Source organism: Pseudovibrio sp. Ad13 (assembly GCF_001623225.1).
In the GTDB taxonomy this organism is placed as follows: Bacteria; Pseudomonadota; Alphaproteobacteria; order Rhizobiales; family Stappiaceae; genus Pseudovibrio.
The window spans coordinates 280,049-305,918 of the sequence record NZ_LMCC01000006.1 but is presented as its reverse complement, the minus strand read 5'-3'; the positions used below and the strand labels follow the sequence as shown (position 1 = coordinate 305,918).

Annotated in this window: 29 protein-coding genes; 10 read left to right on the top strand and 19 right to left on the bottom strand. The window is 52.6% G+C overall.

The genetic code is table 11. From position 1 onward, the window contains the following. Position 1: 1 nt before the first annotated feature. From sulP to PsAD13_RS10715, 4 genes are all read right to left on the bottom strand, one after another. Positions 2 to 1,750 carry a sulfate permease gene (sulP, locus tag PsAD13_RS10730; protein WP_063318136.1) on the bottom strand — a complete coding sequence of 583 codons (1,749 nt, stop codon included), beginning with the start codon at positions 1,748 to 1,750 and terminating at the stop codon, positions 2 to 4. 89 nt (positions 1,751 to 1,839) lie between these two features. Beyond that, positions 1,840 to 3,513: a bifunctional protein tyrosine phosphatase family protein/NAD(P)/FAD-dependent oxidoreductase gene (locus PsAD13_RS10725; RefSeq protein WP_063318135.1), complete on the bottom strand. Its 1,674-nt coding sequence runs from the start codon at positions 3,511 to 3,513 to the stop codon at positions 1,840 to 1,842. 27 nt (positions 3,514 to 3,540) lie between these two features. Further along, the gene (locus PsAD13_RS10720; RefSeq protein ID WP_063295905.1) at positions 3,541 to 4,425 is read right to left on the bottom strand and encodes an MBL fold metallo-hydrolase; all 885 of its coding nucleotides are present in this window, start codon (positions 4,423 to 4,425) and stop codon (positions 3,541 to 3,543) included. Positions 4,426 to 4,573: 148 nt separating this feature from the next. After that, positions 4,574 to 4,786 carry a DUF2892 domain-containing protein gene (locus tag PsAD13_RS10715; protein WP_063318134.1) on the bottom strand — a complete coding sequence of 71 codons (213 nt, stop codon included), beginning with the start codon at positions 4,784 to 4,786 and terminating at the stop codon, positions 4,574 to 4,576. Positions 4,787 to 5,056: 270 nt separating this feature from the next. On the opposite strand from PsAD13_RS10715, the gene PsAD13_RS10710 reads away from it, so the two are divergent. Then, positions 5,057 to 6,262 (top strand): glycosyltransferase family 29 protein, encoded by a 1,206-nt coding sequence (locus PsAD13_RS10710; RefSeq protein WP_208986527.1) that lies wholly within the window; start codon positions 5,057 to 5,059, stop codon positions 6,260 to 6,262. Positions 6,263 to 6,321: 59 nt separating this feature from the next. Here PsAD13_RS10710 and PsAD13_RS10705 read toward each other — a convergent pair whose 3' ends face one another. From PsAD13_RS10705 to PsAD13_RS10680, 6 genes are all read right to left on the bottom strand, one after another. Continuing rightward, positions 6,322 to 6,990 (bottom strand): Crp/Fnr family transcriptional regulator, encoded by a 669-nt coding sequence (locus PsAD13_RS10705; protein WP_063287872.1) that lies wholly within the window; start codon positions 6,988 to 6,990, stop codon positions 6,322 to 6,324. A 146-nt stretch (positions 6,991 to 7,136) separates the two neighbouring features. Continuing rightward, positions 7,137 to 8,294 (bottom strand): protein kinase, encoded by a 1,158-nt coding sequence (locus PsAD13_RS10700; protein WP_063318132.1) that lies wholly within the window; start codon positions 8,292 to 8,294, stop codon positions 7,137 to 7,139. Between the two features lie 155 nt (positions 8,295 to 8,449). Further along, the gene (locus PsAD13_RS10695) at positions 8,450 to 10,063 is read right to left on the bottom strand and encodes a protein kinase (protein ID WP_063318131.1); all 1,614 of its coding nucleotides are present in this window, start codon (positions 10,061 to 10,063) and stop codon (positions 8,450 to 8,452) included. A 159-nt stretch (positions 10,064 to 10,222) separates the two neighbouring features. Then, positions 10,223 to 10,996, bottom strand: a complete 774-nt coding sequence (locus PsAD13_RS10690) for a crotonase/enoyl-CoA hydratase family protein (RefSeq protein ID WP_063292980.1) — start codon at positions 10,994 to 10,996, stop codon at positions 10,223 to 10,225. Between the two features lie 108 nt (positions 10,997 to 11,104). After that, positions 11,105 to 11,314 carry a hypothetical protein gene (locus PsAD13_RS10685; protein ID WP_153040873.1) on the bottom strand — a complete coding sequence of 70 codons (210 nt, stop codon included), beginning with the start codon at positions 11,312 to 11,314 and terminating at the stop codon, positions 11,105 to 11,107. A gap of 220 nt (positions 11,315 to 11,534) precedes the next feature. Beyond that, positions 11,535 to 12,416 carry a hypothetical protein gene (locus PsAD13_RS10680; protein WP_063318129.1) on the bottom strand — a complete coding sequence of 294 codons (882 nt, stop codon included), beginning with the start codon at positions 12,414 to 12,416 and terminating at the stop codon, positions 11,535 to 11,537. 296 nt (positions 12,417 to 12,712) lie between these two features. Here PsAD13_RS10680 and PsAD13_RS10675 point away from each other — a divergent pair, with 296 nt between their 5' ends. Beyond that, a complete protein-coding gene (locus PsAD13_RS10675) occupies positions 12,713 to 13,735 on the top strand; it encodes a GSU2403 family nucleotidyltransferase fold protein (RefSeq protein ID WP_063318128.1) in 1,023 nt (340 codons plus the stop codon). A gap of 15 nt (positions 13,736 to 13,750) precedes the next feature. Here the strand turns inward: PsAD13_RS10675 and PsAD13_RS10670 are convergent, their stop codons facing one another. The 7 genes from PsAD13_RS10670 to PsAD13_RS10640 form a co-directional block, all read right to left on the bottom strand. Continuing rightward, positions 13,751 to 14,089: a hypothetical protein gene (locus PsAD13_RS10670; protein WP_063318127.1), complete on the bottom strand. Its 339-nt coding sequence runs from the start codon at positions 14,087 to 14,089 to the stop codon at positions 13,751 to 13,753. A gap of 467 nt (positions 14,090 to 14,556) precedes the next feature. Further along, positions 14,557 to 15,633, bottom strand: coding sequence for an alpha/beta hydrolase (locus PsAD13_RS10665; protein WP_063318126.1), 1,077 nt, complete (start codon positions 15,631 to 15,633; stop codon positions 14,557 to 14,559). 240 nt (positions 15,634 to 15,873) lie between these two features. After that, on the bottom strand, positions 15,874 to 16,158 hold the full coding sequence (locus PsAD13_RS10660) for a hypothetical protein (RefSeq protein ID WP_063318125.1): 285 nt from the start codon (positions 16,156 to 16,158) through the stop codon (positions 15,874 to 15,876). A gap of 149 nt (positions 16,159 to 16,307) precedes the next feature. After that, on the bottom strand, positions 16,308 to 16,565 hold the full coding sequence (locus PsAD13_RS10655) for a hypothetical protein (protein WP_063318124.1): 258 nt from the start codon (positions 16,563 to 16,565) through the stop codon (positions 16,308 to 16,310). A gap of 33 nt (positions 16,566 to 16,598) precedes the next feature. Continuing rightward, complete coding sequence (locus tag PsAD13_RS10650; RefSeq protein ID WP_208980887.1) at positions 16,599 to 17,336, bottom strand: AraC family transcriptional regulator; 738 nt, start codon at positions 17,334 to 17,336, stop codon at positions 16,599 to 16,601. Positions 17,337 to 17,834: 498 nt separating this feature from the next. Then, positions 17,835 to 18,428, bottom strand: coding sequence for a class IV adenylate cyclase (gene cyaB, locus PsAD13_RS10645; RefSeq protein WP_063318123.1), 594 nt, complete (start codon positions 18,426 to 18,428; stop codon positions 17,835 to 17,837). 120 nt (positions 18,429 to 18,548) lie between these two features. Then, positions 18,549 to 19,130: an alpha/beta hydrolase gene (locus tag PsAD13_RS10640; protein ID WP_244275147.1), complete on the bottom strand. Its 582-nt coding sequence runs from the start codon at positions 19,128 to 19,130 to the stop codon at positions 18,549 to 18,551. 163 nt (positions 19,131 to 19,293) lie between these two features. Here PsAD13_RS10640 and PsAD13_RS10635 point away from each other — a divergent pair, with 163 nt between their 5' ends. Beyond that, positions 19,294 to 19,896, top strand: coding sequence for a TetR/AcrR family transcriptional regulator (locus tag PsAD13_RS10635; protein ID WP_063318122.1), 603 nt, complete (start codon positions 19,294 to 19,296; stop codon positions 19,894 to 19,896). After that, positions 19,893 to 20,339 carry a hypothetical protein gene (locus PsAD13_RS10630; RefSeq protein WP_063292988.1) on the top strand — a complete coding sequence of 149 codons (447 nt, stop codon included), beginning with the start codon at positions 19,893 to 19,895 and terminating at the stop codon, positions 20,337 to 20,339. The genes PsAD13_RS10635 and PsAD13_RS10630 overlap by 4 nt, the downstream gene beginning before the upstream one ends. 66 nt (positions 20,340 to 20,405) lie before the next feature. Here the strand turns inward: PsAD13_RS10630 and PsAD13_RS10625 are convergent, their stop codons facing one another. Then, complete coding sequence (locus PsAD13_RS10625; RefSeq protein WP_063292989.1) at positions 20,406 to 20,951, bottom strand: hypothetical protein; 546 nt, start codon at positions 20,949 to 20,951, stop codon at positions 20,406 to 20,408. A 157-nt stretch (positions 20,952 to 21,108) separates the two neighbouring features. On the opposite strand from PsAD13_RS10625, the gene PsAD13_RS10620 reads away from it, so the two are divergent. From PsAD13_RS10620 to PsAD13_RS10610, 3 genes are all read left to right on the top strand, one after another. Beyond that, positions 21,109 to 21,486, top strand: a complete 378-nt coding sequence (locus PsAD13_RS10620) for a GFA family protein (RefSeq protein ID WP_063292990.1) — start codon at positions 21,109 to 21,111, stop codon at positions 21,484 to 21,486. Between the two features lie 190 nt (positions 21,487 to 21,676). Further along, complete coding sequence (locus tag PsAD13_RS10615) at positions 21,677 to 22,237, top strand: hypothetical protein (RefSeq protein WP_063292991.1); 561 nt, start codon at positions 21,677 to 21,679, stop codon at positions 22,235 to 22,237. Positions 22,238 to 22,526: 289 nt separating this feature from the next. Next, entirely contained in the window at positions 22,527 to 22,916 is a 390-nt protein-coding gene (locus tag PsAD13_RS10610) for a MerR family transcriptional regulator (RefSeq protein WP_063295888.1), read from the top strand. Positions 22,917 to 23,026: 110 nt separating this feature from the next. On the opposite strand, the gene PsAD13_RS10605 is transcribed toward PsAD13_RS10610, so the two are convergent. After that, on the bottom strand, positions 23,027 to 23,662 hold the full coding sequence (locus PsAD13_RS10605) for a TetR/AcrR family transcriptional regulator (RefSeq protein ID WP_063318121.1): 636 nt from the start codon (positions 23,660 to 23,662) through the stop codon (positions 23,027 to 23,029). 254 nt (positions 23,663 to 23,916) lie between these two features. Here PsAD13_RS10605 and PsAD13_RS10595 point away from each other — a divergent pair, with 254 nt between their 5' ends. The 3 genes from PsAD13_RS10595 to PsAD13_RS10585 all read left to right on the top strand — a co-directional run bounded on the left by PsAD13_RS10595 (position 23,917) and on the right by PsAD13_RS10585 (position 25,843). Next, positions 23,917 to 24,615, top strand: a complete 699-nt coding sequence (locus PsAD13_RS10595) for a putative metalloprotease CJM1_0395 family protein (RefSeq protein WP_063318120.1) — start codon at positions 23,917 to 23,919, stop codon at positions 24,613 to 24,615. Between the two features lie 233 nt (positions 24,616 to 24,848). Beyond that, the gene (locus PsAD13_RS10590) at positions 24,849 to 25,211 is read left to right on the top strand and encodes a DUF2946 family protein (RefSeq protein WP_063295921.1); all 363 of its coding nucleotides are present in this window, start codon (positions 24,849 to 24,851) and stop codon (positions 25,209 to 25,211) included. A 260-nt stretch (positions 25,212 to 25,471) separates the two neighbouring features. Next, the gene (locus PsAD13_RS10585; protein WP_153040872.1) at positions 25,472 to 25,843 is read left to right on the top strand and encodes a DUF2946 family protein; all 372 of its coding nucleotides are present in this window, start codon (positions 25,472 to 25,474) and stop codon (positions 25,841 to 25,843) included. Positions 25,844 to 25,870: the final 27 nt, after the last annotated feature.

Genomic DNA, 25,870 nt, shown 5'->3' with positions numbered 1-25,870 from the left:
ATCAGGCAGGCGCCTGAGCGGTTTGGCGGGTGCAGACGGAGGCGAGCTCCTCTTGGGCCTGATATTGAGAGAGGAACACTTTGCCCGTCAGCTCATCAAGGAAGTGCGAGCGTTGCAGGCGGTCCATTACCGGGCCTTTCACCTCTGAAAGGTGCAGCGTGATGCCTGCGTCTTGTAACCGGTGGTTGATGGCTTCCAGAGATTCCAGAGCACTCAGATCCACCTCATTCACCGCAGAGCATTGCAGCACCACATGCTTGAGGCACTCATCATCCACAGCGCGGTCGTAGATGTAATCTTCCAGAAAACGCGCGTTGGCGAAGTAGAGGCTCTCATCAATGCGGATGGTCAGCAGCTCTGGCGTTGTCAGCACTTCATGCCGGTTGATATTGCGGAAGTGCTCGGTCCCCGGCACCAGCCCAACCTCTGCAATGTGAGGCCGGGAAGTCTTGTAGAGGTAAAGCCCAATGGAGAGGATCACGCCTGCAGAAACACCGGTTTCAACACCAAAGCCGAGGGTCAGCAAAATAGTGGCGGCCACGGCTGAGAAATCAGACTTGGAGTAGCTCCAGCTGTGCTTAAGAATGCTGAAATCCACCAGGGAAAGCACAGCCACAATGATGGTTGCAGCCAATGTGGCCTTGGGTAGGAAGAAGATGAGCGGTGTGAGGGAAACAGCAGCAATTGCCAAACCAACCGCCGTATAAGCGCCGGCAGCAGGCGTTTCAGCACCCGCATCAAAGTTGACCACGGAACGGGCAAACCCACCCGTTACAGGATAACCACCTGTGAAGGCCGCCCCAAGATTGGCAGCACCCAGACCAACCAGCTCCTGATCAGGATCGATACGCTGACGCTTTTTGGCTGCCAGCGTTTGCGCCACGGAAACAGACTCCACAAAACCAATAATGGAGATCAGCAGCGCGGGTATAAACAGCGCGCCGATCAACTCACTGGAGAAGCTTGGCATGCTGAGCGGTGGCAGGCTTTGTGGCACAGCACCGACGATCTTAACACCGGCCTGATCCAAACTGAAGATCCACGCCACAGCTGTCGTCGCCACCACGGCGGCGACCGGTCCAGCCTTGGTCAAAACATCTGCAAGGCGTGGCTTCAGGCCCATGTTCAGCAGCATCGGTTTCATGCCCTTGCGCACCCAGAACAGGAACAAGGTGGCCGAAACACCAATCAGGATTGTCGCCAGGTTGGCTTCGCCCAGATGATCCCAGATGGAAAAGATAATCTCCACCAGCGTATGCCCTTTCGCATCCACGCCCAGAATGTGTTTGAGCTGGCTGCTGGCGATCAAAACACCTGAGGCCGTGATGAAACCGGCAATCACAGGGTGGGAGAGGAAGTTGGCGAGAAAACCGAGCTTGAACACGCCCATCAGCAGCAAAATACCGCCGGAAAGCATGGCAAGGGTGAGCGCAGCAATGGCATAGCCCGCCGTGCCGCTGTCTGCGATCTGACCAATCGCGGCTGCAGTCATGAGCGAAACAACAGCAACCGGGCCAACGGCCAGCGCACGGCTGGTGCCGAAGATGGCGTACAAAATAATCGGAAGAATTGACGCATAAAGCCCGGCTTCCGGCGGCAGGCCAGCAAGCAAAGCATAAGCAAGAGACTGCGGGATCAGCATGATCGTCACAATCACCGCTGCAATCATGTCATTAGAAAAACTGTCTTTATTATAGTTTCTGCCCCAAGTTAAAACGGGCAAATATCGCCGAAAGGCCGAGGAGAACATGGGTCTGCCTTCAAAGTGCATAGATTAATCCGGGGAAGCAGCTCCCCCGGACACATGATAGTAATTCAGCAAAGGCCGCAATGCTTATTTTAGCTTGCGCTAACCTTCTCAGGCTTGATCATCCATTCCTTGCCGCGCAGCATTGCCCACCAGTAAACCGGAGGCAGGATCTGCTCTTTCAGGATCCACGCCGCGCGGGTTGGCTTGGTGCCATCCAGCAGCCATGTGGGGAAGCTTGGCAGCAAGGTTCCGCCATACCCGAACTCAGCCAATACGATCTTGCCGCGCTCTACGGTGAGCGGGCAGGAGCCATAGCCGTTGTACATCGCTGGTTGTGAGCGACCTTCGATGTCTGCAACAAGGTTCTCAGCAACGATTGGTGCTTGCATGCGAGCTGCAGCAGCTGTTTTTGCATTGGGTGCGTTCATCACATCACCCAGCGACCAGATGTTGCTGTGCGTTTTGTGGCGCAGCGTTATCTGATCCACATCTACCCATCCAGCTGCATCCGCCAGTGGCGAGACGCGGATGAAGTCCGGTGCTGATTGCGGTGGGCACACGTGGATCATGTCGAAGTCAACTTCCACCCGCTCAACCGGCGTGTCCGGCTTGGCCACGTCAAACCAGGCCTTCTTCGCAGGGCCATCAATGGCGACCAGATTGTTGAAGAAGTTGAGATCTGCGTTGTACAGGTCGATGTACTTCTCCAGCGCAGGCACATACTCCTTCACGCCAAACAGAACGCCACCCGCATTGTGGAACTGAATGTCGATGTTCTTCAGCACGCCTTGCTTGCGCCAGTAATCACCGGAAAGGTAAAGCGCTTTTTGCGGTGCTCCGGCGCATTTAATTGGCATCGGCGGCTGGGTGAAGAGCGCACGGCCCTCTTTCATGTTGCTCACCAGTTGCCAAGTGTAGGGTGCCAGATCGTAACGATAGTTGGAGGTTACGCCGTGCTTGCCAAGCGTGGAGACCAGCCCGTCCACCTTGTGCCAGTCCAGCTTCAGACCGGGGCACACCACAAGGCGATCGTATTTCACGACGCGGCAACCATCCAGAATGACCGCGTTGTCTTGCGGTTCAAACGCAGCCACCGCGGATTTGAGCCAGTGCACGCCTCGCGGAATCAGAGAGCCCATGGTTTTAGCGGTCTGGGAGGCATTGAAGATGCCACCGCCAACCATTGTCCAACCCGGCTGATAGTAATGAATATCAGCAGGATCAATGACAGCGATCTCAAGATCGCTCTTTCGGGATTTCAAACTCGCCGCGACAGCGATACCCGCAGCACCGCCGCCAACAATCACCACATCAAACGAGGCATCTGCACGGTCTGTTGGGGTTTTGCCACCATTGGCAATGCGGCGCACGACGCCTGCCATGTCATAGCCAGCGGACTTAGTGGCTGCCAGAATATCGGCCACGGTCAAAGTCTCAGCCTGACTAAGAGACCACAGCGTGGCGCAGCGCGTGCCAGTGCGGCAGTAGGCCAGCACTGGGCGCGGAATTTCGTTCATTGCCTTGCCAAAGGCCTCGGCGTCTTCGTCAGACACCTTACCGGAAATAACCGGCAGATAGCGGGTCTCCAGACCCAGCTTTTTCGCAGCCGCTTCAATCTCGTCAAACACTGGCTGGTCTGCACCTTCCCCGTCCGGACGGTTGCAAACAATACTGCGGAAGCCCAGGTCCGCGATCTTCTGAACGTCTTGCGCAGTAATCTGCGGACAGACAGAAAGTGATGAGCTGATACTCTTGATATCCATGATGTTTCCCCTCCTCACATCATCAGATCAAAGTGCGTTGACTGGCACTTTGAGCATTGGAACGCCGTCTTCATCGGTCGGCACTGCACCTGCACGCATGTTCACCTGCAAAGACGGAATGATCAGCTTTGGTACGTCCAGCTGCGCATCACGCTCAGTACGGAATTTGATGAAGTCTTCGCGGGAGTGGCCTTTACCAACGTGGATGTTGTGTTCTTTCTCCGCACCCACTGAGGTCTCCCACTCAATGTCGCGGCCATTCGGGCCGTAGTCGTGGCACATGAACAGGCGCATCTCGTCAGGCAACGACAGTACCTTCTGAATGCTGTCATAAAGCGTTGCAGCATCCCCGCCCGGGAAGTCCGCACGAGCAGAACCGCCATCCGGCATAAACAGGGTATCGCCCGCAAACGTCGCATTGCCCACAACGTGAACCATGCAAGCGGGAGTATGACCCGGCGTGTGAATGGCAAACGCAGTCATGGTACCGATCTGATAGCTGTCCCCGTCCTTGAACAGCTTGTCAAACTGGCTTCCGTCGCGCTGGAATTCAGTTCCTTCGTTGAACACCTTGCCAAATGTGTCCTGAACCACGGTGATGTTCTCACCAATGCCGATCTTGCCGCCCAGCTTCTCCTGAATATACGGAGCAGCTGAGAGGTGGTCGGCATGAACATGGGTCTCAATCAGCCATTCAACCGTCAGGCCATTGTCCTGCACGTATTTGATGATCTCATCTGCATTGTCATAGGTGATGCGGCCCGCTGCATAGTTGATATCCATTACGGAATCGACGATGGCAACAGAAGATGAGGCAGGATCCTTCACCACATAGCTGATTGTATTGGTGCCGGGGTCAAAAAAGGCCCTGACTTCAGGCTCGACAGCCATGTTCACGGGGTAGTTCGTCATAACTTCCTCAATAAGTTAACGCGTGCGCAGTGGCGGTCGATGGTACGTGCACTTGTTTATTTTCGTGTTCGACCGCCTGCACAGCCGCCTAAGCATTTCTTATTATATTTTTTTGTCGGAAATCAGTTTGTGATCTCCGGAAACATGCTTAAACGCGGCAGGTTTTAATTCCAAAAATGGAGTAGAGCGGGCAAATCCGCACGGCGGAAACCAGCAGCATTACAATGCCAACAATGATTGCGCCATAAAAGAAAAGTGGCTGCATAAACAAAGAAATGTTGGTAGACAACGGCAGTGCAATCAGCACAACACCAACAATAAAACGAAGAATGCGATCAATAGTTCCAACGTTAGCCATCATAGTCTCGTCCTCCAGGTACGTGGCCTAACGGATAACGAGTCTTCGCAAAGGCTTCAGTGACGAAGTCACCAAACTCCGCTCCAAACCCTTCTTTTCTTCGAAGCGCCTTAAAAATCAATGCGAAATGCCCAAAGGCCATAATGCCAGCTGGCCATCCCAGAACAATCCATAGGTTTCAGAGATCCAATTTCTGGCTAGCATAGCGTTGAAGGGCACAGCCGGAAGATTCGATTGCCCGAGGCGTGCGCCAGAAAGCAGTTGGGGTTCCAGTTGACCGAAGTCTCCGTAGCAAACAAAGATTTTTACACTCAGCTTCACAAATCAAACCCCGGGTACGGCACCTCTTCATCCTACCTGATGGACGTTATCCTGCCGCTGGCACAAGACGTGAAGCCTGCAAGAATTCTGGATTACGGCTGCGGAAAAAGCTCATTGATTGAAGAGCTTGCGGCGAACCTGCAATGCACCTCACACCGCTACGACCCTTGCATTTCAGAATACAACGATATGCCGGAGGGCCGTTTCGATCTTGTCCTGAACACAGATGTGCTGGAGCACGTGCCGGAGGATGAACTGGACGATGTTTTGGCGGACATTCGGGCCAGATCAGACAATGTTATCTTCCATATCCCAACACTTTACGCGACAGCCTTGTTGGCGGACGGCTCCAACGCGCACTGCACCGTGCATTCAGCACCGTGGTGGCAGGAGAAACTCTCGCAGCACTTCCCGTATGTTGAGGTTTTGCGCAGCACCAACAACGACCAGCAATTTTATGTCACGTGGGACGCCTCGGCTGAAGCGCGGCAGAACCTGAGACAGGTTTACCGCCAGCGCAGGCGCGCCAACTCGGTGGCAAAGCGCAAACACATTCTGCGCATGCTGCGGATGAAGATGTTTAAGGGGTACGTGCCGAAACACGAGTTGCAGAACGATATTGCTGGCAAGCGCATCGCCGTCGTTGGCAACGCGCAGTCCCTCAGCAACAAAGAGTATGGGCCGGAAATTGACGGCCATGACATCGTGATCCGGCTAAACCGCGGTACAATTCCGCACACCAAAAGCCATGGGCAGAAGCTCTCATGGGTGGCAACAAGCCTCGATATTCCCAAAAGCTTTGTGTATGGCGAGCAGGCGCGGCGGGTTATCTGGACACCGGCTGAACGTAGTTTCTCTCTGCCCCATTGGCTCGCCAGACATAACGATGTTGTCTACCTGATGAAACCCGCAGAGTTGAGAGGGTATCAAGCGCGTACAGAGAAGAAGCCGAGCACGGGATTCCGTCTGTTGGGCCTGCTGGAAGAGCTGGGCGGTTACAAGCATATCAACATCTACGGCTTTGACTTCTTCGCCTCCCCCACAAACACCAACCACATTGAGCCCAGCAAGGCGCGGGCGGATCATGACTATGACCGCGAGCATCATGAAGTTCAAAAATGGATGGTTCGCGATCCGAGGGTTTCTCTTAAACTCTGAATCTGTACTTTTGCGCGTATTCTCATCCTTAAATCGAAACCGCTTTTCGGGAATACGCTCTAGGCTTTTGCCAGAACTTCCAGTCCGGCGCGGTCAACAATCTCGATGGTTCCGCGGGATTGGGTGATCCAGTCACGGCGCTGGAACTCGCGCAGCTGGCGGGAGATGACCTCGCGCGCCGTGCCCAGTTCTGCTGCCATTTGCTGGTGCGTGGTGGCCACTTGCTTGCTGCTACCAGCAAGTTCCAGCAGTTTTTGCGCAAGGCGGATGTCCATGCGTTGGAACGCAATCTCCTCGATCACCAGAAACAGGTCCGTGATGCGCTTGGAGTAGGCGGAGAACACAAAGCGGCGGAAGGTTTCGGATTGGGCAATAAGATCATCAAACACCATGCGCGGAATAGCGACCGCTTGCGTATCCGTTTCCGCGATGCCTTCTGCTGAGTAATCCTCATAGGCCAGCAGACAGGCCGTCGTCAGCACACAGCTTTCGCCTGCATGCACACGGTAGAGGATGATCTCGCGTCCACCTTCAGAAAGCTGCTGCACGCGCACGGAACCCGAAAGCAAAAGCAGGAGGTTTTCCGGAGCTTTACCAGGACCAAAGATGATGGTGTCGGCAGGCACAGAGACAATGGTGCTACGATTAACCAGAATGTCCCTGATGTGATTTTCCAGCTTGGAAAGGCCTTGGAATCGATCGATCCAATTGGCAGCAGCGGTTGTCATGGTTTCCTCCCGAAACGCCCCCAAAAATGCGTATATTCTTGGCATAGTGCATAAAAGTGTTTAGCGCAATCAGGGCCTTTAGCAGAAGAATAATCTAATGACCCTGTGCTACCAGCTGCATTCAGGAATAAATTTTCACTTCAGCCTTATTCTGAGCGTTCGCCGACAACACCCAAAGCCTCTTCAGCTGACAAGCGCTCTTCTGGAGATAGCTTCAGTAATCCTTTAATCGCACCCTTGATGTTGTCCGGTGTGCCGTCCAACCGCGCTTCCAGCTTTTCATCCAGCAAAGATTGATCATTGCTGCTGCCACTGCGGAATTCCTGAAGTTCATCAATCAGCTCCTGCTGCGCATTTTTGCCAGCAGCTGCCGCAACAAGCACAAGACCACCTGCCCAGGAATCGACCTTAGAAGACAGCTCGGCCCCATCAACAAACCGTTCAGGCGGCTGGTTGTTTGGCGTACCACCAATCTCCATTTCAAAATGCTGGCCATCCTCACAATCAGCGGCAACCCCCTCATGCGCCGTTGCATAGTCAAAGCTTGTGATCACCGGTTCTGTGCTGTCTTCCTCACGAAACTGAATGGTGTCGATGTTCAGATCCTGATGGAAGATGTTCCGCTTTTGCAAAAACGAAACTCCGGCCAAAAGGCCTCCGGCGAAGTCGTTGAGCGGCTCTTCATCCATGCCTTTGTCTTCTGGGAGACGGTCATCCAGCGACCCACCCTTCAGTTTTTCACGGATGGCGAATGGCTCCCCGAACTCTGTCAGGCCTGCGCCTTTCAGCTTCAAAATATTCTCGCTGCCGGGCGCCTGATCGAACTCACCAAGTGCGGTGAGGATCTTGGCTTCGTGCACCAGCAGCTCAGCCCCGACAAAGGTGGGCGGGGAATCCGGTCCGGCGGAATACGCGTTTGGCCGCTTGATCACAGCATCTTCCATGTACGGATAGTCCTGCACCACGCCAGACGCATCATAAGACAGCACATTTTCCGCATTGGCCGCACCGCCTGTGACAGGAGGACTGACCTTGCCTGTCACGTCCACGGCATGCTCTTCAGAAATGCCAAACATGTTGCCATAGGGCTGTTTGCCACCATTTGTGTTGCCATGCTGAAAGGCTGAGGGCACGGAATCCGGCTCAATAACCATGGTTCCGTCTGGTTTGGTTTGCACCTTGATGGGGCTGTTATCCGGAGGCGTTTCACGTGCGTTTGCGGAGCCCGCTGCAGCTTGTGCTGGCGGTAGATCAATACTCAGGACTTTGGCGACAGCTCTCATCCACGTGTCATAGTCAGCCATTGTCACCTCGGAAAACGTCACCAGCCTTGCGAACCACTCGAGATCTCCTCGTTTCAGCCTGCAGTATCGGGAAGTATCGTTGTTCGCCTATGCGCTGAAAAGCAAACAGCCAAAACAGCGTATAGGCAGCCCTACCAAAATAATGAGAATTGCAGCTACTGCTGCTCATCCTCTGGCTGATCTTCAATCAGCGCCAATGCCTGCTCAGCGGTCATTCGCTCATTCAGATCGATCTTCAGAAGTCCTTTAATCACGGCCTGAATGTTTGGCGGTACATTTGCGATGCGCGGCTCAAGAAAAGCATCATAAAGTCCCTGATCTCTGCGTCCGTCTTGTATACGAAACTCTGCGGTCTCATCGAGGAAAGCTTGTCGCCCTTCATTACCGATTGCCGCTTGTAACATCAGAACTCCGCCATTCCAGGAGTCGATCTTGCCAGTCATCTGGCCATTTTCATCGTATACTTCCGGCGGTTGAATATCAGGAGAACCGCCTCTCCTATAACCAAAGTCCCGGCCATTTTCGTGGTCAGAGGCAATGCCCTCATGTGCCGAGGCTGTATCAAAATCACTGATAACCGGCACAGTGCTGTCATTTTCGCGAAACAGGATGTTATCAGCCTTCAGGTCCTGATGAATGATGTTCCGATTTTGCAAAAACGCCATGCCAGAGAGAACGCCCTTTGCAAAATCATTCAGTTGCGGCTCTTCCAGACCGCGATCATCAGGGATACGATTTGCGAGTGTGCCGCCATTCATCTCTTCCATGATCAGGAACGGATCACCAAACTGCGAAATGCCAGAGCCTCGATATTCGATGATATTCTCTGCCCCCTTCGCATCTTTGAAATGAGAGAGAGCGGTCAGGATTTTGGTCTCATGCACAATCTGATCGGCACCAACAAACTGCAATGAACCATTTGCTTCTTCCATCGCATGGCATCGCTTAATAGCGGAATCTTCAATATCCGGGAACTTTTGCAGGTATCCTGTTGCACCACTCGCGAACACACTTTGCAGCCGCTCGTTGTCAACCTTATTGGGCGGTGTGAGCAGACCTTCTACATTCATCGAATGCTCGGTAGGTTCATAAGTCACCTTATCACGCCGTCCTAACCTGCGTTCCCGTTTGGCTTTAATCGTGGCTGGAACAGAGCGTCGATCAATAACCATGGTGCCATCATTTTTCCGGTTCAGGCGGATCGGGCTACCTGCCTGCGGCATCTCGTTGTAAACCCGACGTTCCGGTGGCTGCTCGCCCTCTCCTGGCTGCGGATCATGCTGGTGCAACTCGCGGTGCTCGGGCCGTTCCAGTTCCTCAAACTCCTCGTCATCCATATCCTCCTGTTCGCCCGCTTCATAAGGTGGCGGAGGATCGTAAGGCGGCGGGGCCTCGAACGGGATTTCCGGTTGCCGCAGGTCTACACCGCGTTGTTCAATACCCCGCTCAATGTCGCGTTCGTCCTCATCATCTCCAAGCGCCAGAAACTCGCCCCGCTCTTCGATAATGCGGCCTTGCTGATCGTGCGTGGGCCGCTGCTCAATGCCTTCCTCGATGTTTTCCTGCTCTTCATCCTCAACGATGGCCATAAACTCGCCGCGCTCTTCCTCAGGCCCATCAACAATCATGTCTTCAACGGCATTGTCACCTTGCGGAGGGATCTCACCCAGCCGGACATTCAATGCCCGTTCCACAGCATCCAGCCATTGCTCTTGCTCTGGCGGCAGGTTTTCCTGATTTCCAGCGGGGTTTTGGGGTTGGGCAGGCACGGCATTCCTCCGACAATCGGTCCTGAGAGATACAATATATCATGCGAAGAAAAATGCCTTCCGCTAAGTAATGTTTATTGGAGTTTAGGTGTAGGCAGTCTTAGCGAGGCCCGCAAAATTGTGCAGCCTGCGTTTACCCAGTCGCAATCAATGTGCTCGTCAGCTTTCTACACCTACCCCGTGGCGTCCCTTGCCGTGGCTGAAAGCCGTTGCGCCGGAAACGGTCTCTCCGCTGGAGATTACCGAAAGGCCGCGCCGCATCTCGTTCCTGATCGCTTCTGCTTCTGTCATGTCCCACTGTTCAAACATGGAAAGCCGGTCACTGCGCATGCACATTTGCGGAAATTGCGCCATATGCGCCGCCAATTCCTTCGCCCTGGTGAGAGCCTCCCCGTCTTCCACCAGGCGATTGACGAGGCCAAAAGCCACGGCTTCCTCGCCGCTCACACTGCGTCCTGTCAGGATCATATCTGCGGCGCGGGATTGGCCGATCAAACGCGGCAGGCGGATGGTACCCATATCAATCAGTGGCACGCCAAACCGCCGGCAATAGACGCCAAACACCGCAGATTTTCCGGCAACGCGCATATCCGCCCAAAGCGCCAGCTCCAACCCGCCAGCCACTGCATGGCCCTCAATCGCCGCAATCACTGGCTTTGATAGCCGCATTCGAGACGGGCCCATCGGCGCGAAATCGCCTTCCTCTTGCAGGGTATTAAGCTTGCCTTCTGAAATGGCTTTAAGGTCAGCTCCCGCGCAGAACGTGCCTTGAGACCCGGTGAACACGGCAACGGAGAGGCTGTCGTCCTCATCAAAACGAGTAAAGGCATCCACCAGCAGCTGCGCCGTCTCCCCATCCACCGCATTGCGCCGTTCAGGTCTATCCAGCGTAATAACCGCCGTCGTCCCCTCAACCTCAAAACCAACCGCCATAAACCCCTCCCCTGAAATTCAGGAGAAGCCTAACAGAACTTGCCAAGCCCCGTCAGCCATTCAAAGGTGGAGTGTGGGTGTCTATTTGGCAGAGCGTTTACGGGGGATTTATTGCTTAGGCTTTCTTCTAAAGATACGCCCAAGCACGACATCTAAGACCTTTTCGAGAGCAATGAAGGCTGCACCTGTTCCCAGTATTATGAGGATGGGAATGCGTGTGAGGAAATACAGAAACTCCCAAATGACAAGAAGCCAGCCAAGTATGCCTGTAACCACAAGTGTTTTACTAGGCCTCTTCTTTCCGCCTTCATTTTCCAATAGCTCCTCCCCTCTTCCCAACCTAAACAATATTTGGGGAGAGGAGCCAATATTGCAAGTATAGGTTGTTTCTACACTCACAGCATTGGGGGGTTCGGGAAGATTGGTCAAGTGGCTAACGGTATAGACATTCTCAAATCAAAGTGTCTATACCGAATCTTATCATCCAGATCTTCAGAGCTACACCAGCGCAAGCAGCAGGCGAAGCTCCGCTAATACTTTACAAGCTGAAGGACGCCAGAGTGCTTGGAGATGTCGCATTGACCAATGAGAAGACCTGTTTGGCGAGCTCAGTCTGAACATGCTGTGCTTTCTCGCGCGCCAGATCTAAATTCATGTCCTTGTTAATTTCCGCCGCAACTTCAGCATCAACAGGGCCTTCTGGCTGGGACAGCAGCTCAATCTGAGCATCACGAGCAGAACCGATACTGTCGTAAACATCCTCAAACGCAGCGTTCCAATTGATGAATGCCTCTGCCAGAACGCTTACAGCCACGTCGGCGGTATCACCTGCCAACATCTCTGAGAAATCAAAGGTGAGAACGTTGATCCCTGCCATGCCTGCTTCGCTCGCAGCATCCCCATTCAGAACCCAGCTCAGTGTGTTTGTCTGATCGTTCGGCTCACCATCCGTGCTGCCCGGAAGTATGCTCTCCAGTTTCTCGCGAATATCGTCATTCTGAAGGTACGGGTTGTCAGGATTAATCTCGATGCCATCCGCAAGGATTGCCTGAACATTTTCCTGAAACTTGGGAAGCTGATCAGCAAGAAGTGAATAGTTCCCAGTGCTGTGTGCGGCCTGCGCGTATGCTCTCATCAAAGAGAACTCACCCATAAGCGGAGCAACTTTTGTAGTGATCTCCAATGCCTTAAGCTTGGGCGTCACTTCTGACCAGTCTTTTTCAAAAATCTCAGCGTAGATCTTACTTGCGGATTCTTCATCCAGGGGAGCAGGTTCGAAAGTACCTTTGGCGGCGTCGACCCGAAAGCTCTTGAAGCTTTCATCTGCTTCAAAATAGGCCAGAGTCGAACTAGGTCGCTCTACAGCGTTTTGTGTTTCGAACAGCTGAACACTGCTAGTATTTAAATCAACAGAATTCATGTTTCTGTCCCTCTCTGGAAATAATGGGACATCTCGGTAAATCCGAGTCTGCAGAAGAGCATCATGCACTTTCATCGAAAGTCTGCAGCAAACCTGACAACGGAATCTATTTCAAAAAAAATAACGCGATCAAAGCTGCAAGTATTCTATCATAATGCATGCATAATTCACATGAATTATAGTAAGTCATGCAATTCACTACTTAGGAAAATCGTTTTCATTAGGTCCAGCCTCGACACACCAGGAACTATATAATGGTATAGACACTTTAGGAACAAACTGTCTATACTGCCTATATGACAGATCTTCCTCTCGCCTATCAGAATCTCGCCGCCGATTATATTCAGAAAACGCATGATGACAGCAGGGCTTTGCGGGGCTCGGTTTATCAGCAGGCGAAGGGGAATGTGGAGAACATTTTCGTCAAGATGCCAGTCGGAGCCGGGCGCAAGAGCCTGTATGTGGGGCCAGCGTTGCAGCCGGAAACACAGGCGAAGGTTGAGCCAATCTTATACACCAGCGAGCGGGCGCGAGCGCGGCGCAAGGACTTGAGCGTACTCAATAAAGTCGGTGTGCTGTCGACACACAGTTATGCGGGCCGTGTACTGGATGCCATGGCCTATCATGGCCTGTTCCGCAATGGCGCCATTCTGGTGGGGACGCTGGCTTATCAGTGCTACCCGCTGCTGTTGGGGTGTACGTTGCCATCCACACAGTTGGCGACGGATGACGCAGATCTCGTAGCCGCCTCATTGGCCATCAAGGCAGATGAGGGCATCGATATGCTCTCGATCCTGAAAGACGCCGACCCGAGTTTTGAGCCTATTCCGGAGCTGGATGGACGCGCGAAGCCATCGCGTTTCCGCTCTCGCATCGGGTTTGTGGTGGACTTGCTGACCCCAACCCGCAAGCGCGGCGAAAAGCAACCGCTGGAGCTGCAGGGGCTGGATGCGGGAGCCATGAGCCTGCAATATCTGGCTTGGTTGATTGACGATGCTTCTCCGGCTGCCTTGCCCTTTGGCGCAGGTATTCCAGTTTTCGTGCCACGCCCTGCGCGTTATGCGGTTCATAAGCTCATCCTTTCGCAGAAGCGAGCCCATACAACCACAAAAATCGCCAAGGATCTGGCACAGGCCAAAGCCCTTATCGAAGTGCTTGAGCGGTCTTGCCCCGGCTTGATCAGCGACGAACTTTTGGATGCTCAATCTCAAGGCAAACAAGGTTGGAGTGACCCGATCGTCAAAGCCATGAAAGCCCTCTGGCCCGACGGTTCATGGCAGGAACACCCTGAGTTTGAGGAGTTTGTAGAGGGACTGTAGGCCCGCTTTCAAAACTCACGCCATGAACAGATTGCTGATGTTGCAGTCTTGCGAAAGATGCCCTTTCTCCCAAATGGAATAAACAATATTCCCAGCAGTATTGAGGACAGAAGGCCCTAACTCATTTCCGTTCATATCAACGGGCACAAAATGAAACTGCTGAGAAGTGTTTGTACCCCCCCTATCAAAAATCCGATAGCACATGTCCGGCTTCAGCTCTCCGTCCATCTGTCCTTTGATAAACGCGGTTTTCAAATACCCGTAGCTATCAAACTCACCATTTCCAACCCACATAACACTCCCCTTAGTATTGGCCTCACCGTCATCAAAGCTGAGAGTATCGCCTGCATACATACAGAGCATCTCCGCCTTTATAGGGAGCTAAAGTCACAATAGCAGCACACCGACCTCTGAGCATTCAGGGGGCTTACAGTCTCTCAGGTTTCTTGAAGGCTTAAGGAAGACGCGTTATATTAGGTAAGTGGAACGGGAAGCGCTAACTCCCCGCTCCTGTTGTTAGGTTATCCTAAAGAGGGCCCGAAAGTAGACTGCCAGTCGTCTTCGGGCTCTTTTTACTTTGAACCTCAATTCAAATCTCACCTAACTACCACCTCCTTTGACCAGGCTTTGCTTCTGTCGGAGCGCCTAATCCCTCCGATTGCACTGACTGGCGGGTACTGCTGCTTCGTAAAAGGGTGGTATAGGAGAGCGTATGCTGACCGGAACAGACCGACAACATCATGATTTATCTAGCTTATTATCACTGGTTTAATTTAATGGGCGAGATCTACTAGTCTTGAGCACCGCTTCAGCTCACACCCTCAACTCGCCTCAGTCACACTCACATGTTTCATCAGGAAAGCATGGAACACCGCGTCGAACTCCTCCGGCTTTTCGATGTAGGCGGTGTGGCCGCAGTTCCTGACCACATACCGCTCAACGCTTCCACCATTTGCCTCATAGCGATCCAGCGCTTCGGAGGTTTGGGTGACCATCGGTTGGGGTGGGAAGACCTCTTCGCCGGGCCAACTGGGGAGGAAGCCGAGTTTGCCTAATGAGCCCAGATCAAACATGGAGGCATCAGAGACGACAAGATCATCCGCGCCATGCACCCAAAGCACAGGCGGTTTGGCCTCAACATCACAGAACCCCAGAGGGTTTGCCTGACGGGTGGGTACTTTTGCTTGCAAAAAAAAACAACGGCCCGGAGCGACACCCGGCCAATTGGGCGAGGGCACCACATCCCCCGGATAGGATTTGTCGCCGGTATGCTGTGCAAACACGGTTGTCATGTAATCGCCTAGCCGCTTGGGTTGGAAGGGCGGCTTCCAGACAAACGTATTGAGGATATTGCGCGGAGAAAAATCACTCCCCGTACTGCTGTCTTTGCCCATAAGCAGCTTTACAAACTCAGGGTTCACCGCCGCAGCCCCGCTGCCTGCCCCGTCTTCAAAACACGGCGAGCCATCCGCTTTGCAGCACCCAAAGCCAAAGGGAGAGGACGGGCTGACTTGCGTAAGCGACAACACCCGCTGCGGATAATCGGCAAGAAACTGCCAGAGCACTCCGCCGCCGAGCGAGTGGCCAACCAAATGCGCAGCCTCAATCCCCAGCTCGTCCATCAGCGCGGCAAGGTCATCGGAAAAATCCTTGGTGCCACGGGTTGCATCCACCACGGCGGCAGGGTCAGCGCCTGCATACCCACGCAAATCTGGTGCAATGGCGCGAAAAAACTTAGGCAAGCGCTGCATAGTTTCTTCAAACCACGTGGCAGCAGAAAGACTGCCATGAATAAAGAAGATCGGCACACCATCCTCAGGGCCAGAGAACAGCACTCGCGTGGTCAATCGCTTGGATTGAACAGACCGCGCTTCGAGAAGTGTTGGAATCTCAATCATCTTCACCCCAATGCTTTGGTGCACATTACGAGCTGGCCCAAGAAAATGCCTGGGACAAACACGCAGGACCAACGGCTTAAAGCAGTTTCGTTGCCCTCAAATAAAGGCAAACCACCTCAAATAGCTAAAATTTGAAGAATGATGGCGGCGCGAATGCACCAATGTCAAGATACCACGCCATGCACGTATGGTGGGCAGAAACGGGAGAGCAGGCGACAAAGCAGAGGCGTGCGGTTCCCGTCACAGTGCCCGCTTGGCAGGTGTCGCGAGGGCTTTGATTTCCAGCAGGGCTTTTACTGCGATTTTGCGACTGGTCAGGCTGAGTTGCCGCTGCCAGGCGTCTTCATGACGCGACCAGCGGAACGCATTGCTCTTTAAGATCCGGCAGATTTCCTCGCTGGGTTGCTCATCAAACACAAACTGAATGCGGTTGATACGCGGGTTTTCTCTCACCGTCAGCCCAGAAATACGAATGCTTCCCGGTTCAACCAGTTGCTGTTGTTGCCGAGGATTGTCTTGGTGCATAGCCTCGATCCTTTTTCTATATGCTATTCCTGAACAGACAGAGACGGGATGCCAACGGGCAGGTCTGGTCTGATGCCAGTTATCTGACCCGTTGAACTCCCTCTCCGCATCACCCGGCACAGGGGTGTGGTGCTGCGATCACCTTCAATCTACAAGGTGGGATCAACTGCATGTTGAAGTAGGGCAAGAACCCGTAGACTGCGATCCTGTAGGTCCTCATTGTGTCCCATAATTGCGTGATTGATAGTGAGCAGCATGTCGTATTCCCGTGTGTGCTCCAGTCGGCTTGTCAAAACGATGTTCAGAGCTTCTACGAGGTTCTTCAATTGGCAGGATGCAAGTTGAAGGCCTTCTAATTCCTGATGAAAAGAGGTTTCGTCCTCTCTGATAATATTCAATTCCGACATTCCACCTCACCCCGTATTTTTTAAACTAATGACTTATTCCGTATTTTTATTATCCCGCGAATGCCTCCGGTATTTTGCAGGAGACACCCCAAACTGCCGCGTGAACGCGCTTATGAAATTGTTGTAGTGGCGATAGCCAATGTGTTGCGCGATTTTAGAGAGCGAAGCATCGCTCTGCTCAATCGTTTTGCGTGCAATCTCCAGCCGCTCGTTGCGGTAGACTTCAAAAACCGTCCCTCCAAAAATCTTCTTGAAACCGCTGTTCAGGCGCTTCTCACCAAGGTTCACTTTGTACGCCAGATCACTCAAAGACAGCGGCGTACTGAGGCTGCCCATCAGCAGCTTGTAGGCTCGCTGCACACTCGCCACTTCGTACTCGTTAAGCATTCCGCCAGCAGACACCTGATTGCTGAGAAAGTTAGCTTTCAGTGCCAGCAATTGCAGCACAGCGCCTTCAATAAACAGGTTCCGCATGGTCCCAACCAGCGGGCTGCTGATCACAGACCGCACTAGCCGCCGCATCTCTGGTGTCGGGCGAAACTCCAACAGATTAAACTCCGGTTCGCTTCGCTTCAGAAACGGAAGGAACGTGGCAGGAATGTCGTCTTCAAGAGCCCGTGCGAGGAACTCCTCAGAAATTGAATAGGAGAGCAACTGCAGGTCGGTGCCGCGCGCAATCTGAAATTTGGTGGTAGAGGGGCCGTATCTGACAAAATTAGCCCGATCCGCACTCAGACTAAATTGCCCAACCCCGGAGACCGTTGCAACCAACGAGCCTTGTAAAAGAAAATTTCCGGATATCGTGCAGGCTTCGTTTCTAAAAGAAGTATAACAGGCACTAAAATCCCGTTTTGGAAGTATTTTGGCAATCCGAACCTGAAGCTCTTGGTTGTATTCAATATTGCTAATTATAGCAGAGACGTTTTCGTTGTTTACGTAGAGTGGAGCAGATGCGTCAAAGTACTTTCTGAAATGACCGTCACGTATATAGGTCCACTCTGATTGCATTAAATATTCCACTCATAACTATTCCAAAAATAAATTCATTATGCATTTATACCTAGTGCATAATTTTAGTATCAACTAAACAGCGAAACTTAACCCCAGTATTACCCTTGCGAATATTTTCGACCTTCAAGAATAGAAAAACGGGCACAATTACTTACAGGTATGAACACCATAGTTTTCAAATGGATGCGCACAGGCCCACAGTACACACCCCGCAAATGGGTGTGTTTTAAAGCTAAATCAGTAAATCCTGAAATGTGTTCAGGCCTTTTTCAAAGCCTGCTGCATGGCGCGGTAGGATTGGGTTTGCAGGGCGTTTGAGGAGAGGTTGAAGCTGTCGGCCAGTTCGCCGATCTCCTGCTCGTGCTGAGATAGCATGTCAGCGTCATCTGTCATGATAGCCAGTTCAACAAAACGGCCACGGTCAGGCAGCTCGTCCAGCGTGACGTGGAATTTGCCGAGGAAGTAGATATCGCGTTTCTTTTCCAGCCGCTCGACCTCCTCAAACCCCAAAGACAGGATCATGGCATTTGTCTGATCTGCATCTGCCATATCCATGGAGATACATTTGTCCGGCCCTGGCCCTTTGCTGATCCAGAGTGCACGGCCTGACGGGCGCATGACACGCAGCACGTGTTGCTGGTTGTTGTTGGCAAGGCGCCTGTCTGCAAGGTCATAAAAGATGTCTTGCTCGGTATTGCCAAGGGTGAAGGGCACGGCTCCACGCGCTTCCAGCTGACTGCGGATCACTTCAAGATCAGCAACAGCGTATTTGCGCTCCACTTCATAGATACCGATGAAGTGATCACCCGGATCACACAGCATGCCTTTGGTTTGAAGATCGGTCCCAGTCATCACAGGCTCCCTAAGCTCATAAGAGTATCCTTAAAAAGCGTTTGAGAGGGATGCAAGAGCGGAAGCATCACGGACCACTGTTACGTGACCCGTGATGTATGTTTGTGTCGCTAAAGGCCCTTATGGTCGGGAGGCATATTGGGTGCCGACCTTGTAGCGCTTCATCTCGCTGTCGGTCATCCAATGCACATCTTCCGGCGGCGCGGCTTCCAGTGTGTACCAGTAGAACAGCGGATCGATGCCGATGTTTTTGTAGTACTTGAGATACTTCTCGTGCTCCTTATGCGTTTTGGACAAGTCCAGCGCGTTGTAATCCTCAGCACTCCATGAATGCACACCAATGCGCGCGCCCTTCACCACAACTCGCTTTTTACCCGCAAGGAAGAAGTCCGTCCCACCAGACGCGATAATACCGTTTGACGGAATAACCGTGGTCAGCCCGCGTTCATGAACTATGCGGCCCGCCTCCAGATTGGCGTAATCATCATCGGAACCCGGTACATCCACCATGACGATGCGTTTGATCTTCGGGTTCTCATCCAAAGCCGCCCGCAAATCAATCGGCGTGGACGAGCTGATGACTCCATTCATCAGCAGTTCTCCATCCACGGCCTCAAACCGTGCAATCTCGTAGTCATCTTCAATCGAGCCACACCCGGCCAGCACCAGCACCAACAACGCCGCTGCGGGCCAAACTATCATCTTCTTCAAAGCCACCATTCCAAATCCATCAAGTCGTTCTTGTTGGCCTAGTGCTTCTCATAGGTGGGATGAAGGCTGGGTGATCGTCTGCTTGCTTATCAGTATCACCGTCTCCTGTGGGATTGATTTGATTCAGAACGATCATTCTGCTATCAACTGAGTCATGCCAAGAAAAGCCAACATAACCACACAGAACCTGACCGACCGCGCACTGGAGCATTTTTGGAAGAACGGCTTCCATGCCTCCTCCCTAGATGACCTTGTGAAATCAACAGGGGCCACCCGTCACGCCATTTACGGCGCATTCGGCGGCAAAAAGCAGATGTTCCTCGCGTGTTTCCAACGCTATCAGGACCTCGTTGTCTCACCGGCGTTCACTCAGGTAGAGCAGCCTGATGCAACGCTGGAGCAAGTCGCAACCTATTTTGAAGCGCAGATCAGCCGGGCGGAGGAAACCGGCCTTCCGGGCCCGGGATGCTTTGTCGCCAACTCAGCAACCGAGGTTGCACCGCACGACACGGACGTTCTGGCCAAGGTGGAAGAACACAACGCCCGCCTCAAGCTGGGTTTTCTCAATGCGTTGCGCAACGAAACGCCTGCACCGCACCAGCTGAGCGCTGAAGAGCTGGAATTGCTTGCGGGAGTGCTGGTGGTGTTCACCAACGGCCTCTGGTCCACCTCCCGCCTCACCCAAGACGGTGATTTTCTGCGGGCCAGCACCAGACAATTTTTGGAAACCATCAGAACACGGATTTCGGCCCCATGACTGCTATCGCTCCCCCAAATCTCAAAGGAGCCTTCTGGCTCGCCCTGCTGCTAAACCTGCTTTGGATCAATGCTTCCGAGGTCTTTCGCTATTTCGCCTTCGTCATGCCATTGATGCGCAGCTCACTTCCGCAAATTCAGGACGTAGCCCCCATGAACCTGCCGGTGTTTATGATCTGGGGCGTGTGGGACACAGTGCTGGTGCTCGCAGCAACCGGCCTCAGCTGGGTGCTGCTGGAACGGTTCGGCCCAACCATCCGCAACGCGCTTTACGCAGGCAGCGTAATCTGGGCAACAATCTTCGTCATCCTCTGGCTTGGCCTTTGGAACATGAACCTGGCCACCACCCAAGTCGTCCTGACCACCTTGCCGCTGGCCTGGCTGGAAATGATCGTATCCGCCCTTATCGTGAGATGGATGATGGTGCGGGGCTGTTTGGATTGAGCCACTTCAAGGATGCTGGCAAAACTCTCGCCAACATCCAAAAGCAATTCCAATCGGGCACAAAGCCTAGTTTTTCATCTTGTCTGTCTGATGCAATACGACTTGCGCCAAGCCACCTGATTGCGAGCCAGAGACTTCAACCTCAACGCCTTTTTTGACATAGCGATATCTATACTTGCTGTCGCTTTTTACTTTTTTCCAACCACGCTTAACCAGCTCACTTCTTATCCAGCCGGCCAGCATATACACGCCACCACCAACACCGTTGCTGGTCACCATGCAACGGTCAATCCAAGAGTGGAAGACAAAGGTCACCCCCCTTGAACCCGGGAATCTGCTGCCTCCTTCGTCCTTCGGACGGAAGTAGGCAGGAAAGCCCAGACCAAAGGTTGGCTTGTATCCATACTTTGCAAACTTCGCTTTATCTGGTGCTTTGTTACTCGCCGCAAAATCGATACATTGGTCGATAGCTCCGCCGATTGAAGCAGAGAATGTTTTGTTGCTGCGATCAACAATCTCTTCAACGGTTGGGCGAGGGCCTTGTTGCGCGGTTGTGGTACAACCTGCAGCTAACAAAGATAAAGCCAGTACGGCACAAACATGTTTTTTCATTTTCTCACAAAGGGCTAGAGAATATTTTTATGCTAAATGCATATTTATACTCTGCGCTTGCCCCAACCTTATTAGTGTAAAGCGCTGCTCTAAACTTCCTTGCCCTCAATACATGTCACGCAGTACCCTGCCCGACGGATAACGGGGGAGTGTTGAGATGAAGCAAATCACGGGTGGGTGTTTGTGCGGGGCGGTTCGGCTTGTGGCATCTGGGGAGCCGGACAGGGTTGGCGTTTGCCATTGCATGGATTGCCGTAAACATCACGGCGCCGTTTTCCATGCCTCGGCGGTCTATCCTGAGGAGAAGGTCAGTATTGAGGGTAAAGTGAACGCCTATCAGGGCCGCTTCTTCTGCCCAAAATGCGGATCTTCCGTCTATTCAACCAGTGAAGGCGAAGTCGAGGTCCACTTGGGCGCTCTGGACGAACCCAACCAGATGACCCCAACCTATGAGCTCTGGACCACCCGCCGCGAAACCTGGCTACCAGAGTTCCCGGTTGCAAAAACCTATGAGAAGGATCGTGTTGAAGAGTGAAAAGGTTGCAGTCACGCTTCAGCAAGAGCGCTGTACCCCTCTAATCATTTCTTTCTATAAATCCCTCAAAAAACATCTAATCACGACCTTTAAGCCTAACAGAAATCAATCTCTTGATCGTGCTTCAAAACCCAATGACTATAGCCTTGAGCGTTTCACTTGAGGAATGTCTATAAAGAGGTTGCCGAGGATGCCAACTGCAATAAAAGCACCTGAACTCCCCAAGAAGTGGTCGAGTAGCAGTATTCCAAGCGAACATGAAGCAAAGCAAAGTATCAAGATCCTTCAGGCTCGCGCGAAACTGGCCGGAGATTCACAAGCCCGCAAGCTGGCTGATCTAACGCTGCAGAAACTTGGAAATTTTTTGTTATTTGAAGCGAAAAAAGGGGATCAGAACAAGCAAAAGCAAGCGGATGAAATCAAGCCAATGGTCATGAAGCTCTTTGAAAAGGCGCATGAACTAAGTGCTCGTTTAAAGTTGCCATCCGGGTCTTTTGTTGTGCGGGTTGCCAAGCAATCCAAGCCAAAATTTTATCACAACGCCTCAAGTGCCGGAAAAAAGGCCGTTTGGACTTTTAGATACGAAGATGTGGGATTACCATCAGTGAATGGGACATTCGATATCACCATGGACCGCAGCTATGCATCCTTAAAAGGGGATGAGAACAAACAGGCCAAGAAGATTGGTGATGAAGCTGTTGCTGAAACAAAGAAGATTACAAAATCAAGAGACGTAAAGCTGGTGAAGTAAAGCGCTCAGCTTGTAGCAGAGCCCCATTCATGAAGCATATCTTCAATGGCAGTCTGGTTTCGGCAATGCCAAATGCACTGGTTTGTGGCGCTTTCCAAACAGGTCCTGATATTGCGGCGAAGTCTTGAACCATTTTTGAGACTGCGAACTGCGAAGCGGTATTGCTGAAGCGGCCAGTCCGAGTTTCCTGCAGGCAGTTCCCGGCGTGTCTTGCCGATGTTGCGCCACGGACGCGCTATCAGGCGCCATGTCCTGACCAGCTCAAGTGGATCAAGGTAGGAGTGATCACATGTTCGCGATTGGCGAAGCGTCTAAGCGCAGTGGCGTTGCTATTGAAACGATCCGTTATTACGAGCGCGAAGGCATAGTTATCAAACCTGCCCGCGGGGATAACGGACGTCGTGCCTACTCCGAAAAGGAGATCGGGCAGTTACGCTTCATCAAACGCTGCCGGGATCTGGGGTTCACCATCAAAGATGCACAAGCGCTTCTCAGCCTCGGTGAGCAGCAAGACGAGAACTGCAAAATCGCCCATGACATGAGCAAGGCGCATTTGGAGTCTGTTCGGGAAAAAATCGAAAGCCTTCGACAGTTGGAAAAAGCGCTCGAAGAGCTCATGGGAAACTGCGCCAGCGGCAATCTGCAATGCCCTTTGCTGGATCGCCTGCACGCAGACTGAAACGCCTAACCGGCCCAACCAGCAAAAACATAACAACGCAGAAAAACGCTAAATCGCGCTAAGCAACGCAAATTCCAACGCAAACGAGATATTCCCTCTGTAAGCGGGGATTAAGTCTCTTCCAGCAGCGCTGGATCAGCCACCACGGCGCGCAGTACCAGATCAGAAACGCTGCGGGCGATTTCTTCCAGATCCTTGTCGGTTTGCTCGGCGCGCGGTGAGTACCAGAAGCATGGGCCGTTCATCAGGATGATGATGGAGTGCAGGGTGATGGAGACCGATTGCTTTGCAAACACGCCAGCCTCAATGCCTTCCGTCAGCACACCGCGATACAGATTCTCATAGGCACGGCGCATTTCGATGATTTGCTCGATCATCTGTGTTTCATGAGGCTTGGCCGCACCACGAAAAAACATGCGGGTGTCTTCGCTGACAACACGGTGATAGCTCAGGAACTTGAGGATGCGCAGCACATGGGCAATGGACATGGCGCGCAGCTTCTCGACGGGGGGGATGTCTTGCTCTGCAATGGGGCTAACCCGTTCCATAAGCAGGGAAACAGAGCGCAGGCGGACGGCATAAAGCAGCTCACCCTTGGAGCGAAAATGGTGGTAAACACGCCCCTTTGTAGACCCAAGCAGACCGGCAATATCATCAATGGAAGCCACATCCGGCCCCATCCTCATGAAGCACTCCGCAGCAGCGTCCAATATCTCCTGCTGAGACCGGCTCAAATCTTCGATCATTCCCGTATTCCCCTAAAGGCTCCCGCTGCCTTCCCTTTAACGCAGTTTACTTGCAATCTGAATCCGACAAACTGCTTTAAAGCATCTTTCTTGCGCCCAGTCCTACCCGAATACCAACAGGCACATTTCAGGAATGCGCTGTAAATACACAGGTTTACAGCCTCCATCTGAGCCAAAACCCTAGCATACCTAACGAAATTGTGTATCAGAAATTCCTTTACCTGAAGCACCAGTCCCTAGTATAAGTTCAACCTATGATAGATGGAATTGGATCCTCATTTACCGGACTGGCTCGCTCAGCGTCTTACAACGCAGTTCAGCCCGCCCGCATAAACCAGCACGAGTCCACGTCTTTTTCCGTTGAACATGCGGTTCCAAAAGACTCCGTCACCATCAGAAGCGACCTTTCTGCCAACCCGGTAGCGGCCTCCTCTTCCTCTGAAAAGTCCAAGAATGAAAACGGACAGCTTTCTGATGGAGAACAGGAGCAGGTTCAAGAACTTAAGACACGTGATACGGAAGTTCGCGCGCACGAGCAAGCGCATGCAGCAACAGGTGGTGCTTATACTGGAGCGCCGAGTTATACTGAGTCTCGCGGCCCGGATGGTCACAGCTATGCCATTGGCGGCGAAGTCTCAATCGACTCCGCCCCCATTTCCGGTGATCCGGAAGCCAGCATTGCCAAGCTAAACACGGTGATCGCAGCAGCCCTCGCGCCCGCTCAGCCATCCGGTCAGGATCAGGCTGTTGCAGCGCAAGCCCAGACGAATCTGGCACAGGCTTATACCGAGCTGCGCGAGAAGAACCTTGGTAGCAGCGAGGACGAGCAGGAAACCAGCGAAATCAGTGGCTTGCAGTCCCTGTTGCAGGTTCAGGAATACCCTGAAACCGCCTCTGATCCATCTGCACTGCTGCTCAATGCAACTCAGGCTTATCAAGCCGCAGCAGTTTAACGCTCACCTGAGCATTCTTCATCCAGCAGCAATCCTCAGCACCCCACAAGCGTGTACCAACACCATGAAATCATGATGTTTTTCGGAACTTCCAAGTAACTCTACGAGCCAATTACCTGACAGAACTTGCTAAAAAATTTTCATAGAGTCGCGGTGCATATAAGTAAAAATCATTGACTTGGTTTTTGTAGTGGCCTAAGGCGGAAATGTACTTAGCGTCACTCGAGTTTGCTGTGAAACTGACAAAAGCCAAAGCGACTGTATTTGCTGCACTGTTTGTGTTGATGCAGCTTGTTGCGCCTCCCGGCATGATGGTGTCCGGCGGTGAGGACGGCTTTGAGATTGTCATCTGCACCGCGCAAGGTATGCGAACAGTCCTTCTTGACGAGCAAGGCAACGAACTCCCGCAAGCTGAAGAACAGGAAGCCTACGACAACTGCGCATTTGGCAGTGTTGTTGCAAAGGCCCTCAGCACGTCTCCTCACACAGAGTTTGGCGGGTCACCCCTTCCTATCGATGTAGTTTCACTGCCAACAAGCGTTGCGCTTGCTGAAACAACAGTGCGCATCGCTGCACCCAGAGCACCTCCCGTCTGAGCATAAATTGGTTTGTCCCAGCCTTTCTTATTGTGGCTAATTTGCTGACATAAAAGGGCTATTTTCTCAAAGGACATTCCTGTTCCGTCATGCAAACCCATGGCAATTTCAGGTTTTCTGCAAGCTGCTTGCCAGAAAACCCACGCCACATTTGCATGCAACGGACCCCGCAGGGCACAGCCTCGCGTAAAGCTCATCCCTCAATCTCGGCAATGTCTGAGGTTGGCTCTGATTGCTCATCAAGTGCAAGGTGCATTCACTTGGCTTTGAAACCATCAACCGTACTGGCCTGCTGGCTCGCAACCTGGTTTGTGATCCTACAGCTTGTTGCGCCTCCCGGCATGATGCCGCGTGCGGGCGCGGATGGTTTTGAGATCACCATTTGCACCTCGCAGGGCTTACAGCAGATCTTCATAGAAACCTCTGATGAAGACGACGAGCAAAAGGACGTACAGAACAACGCGTTCTGCCTTTTCTCCCTTGCCATGCTGAAGTCACCAGCCCCTGCCTCCTTGGGCAGCTTCGCTATTGAAACCTCAAGACCACAGCATACCTTCGCCCTCAACGAGGTGGGGCATTACGCAATTCCGCGGCGAAGCCATGCTCCGCGGGCACCTCCTGTCTTTATCTGATTTTCGCTCGATTACAGATAATGATTG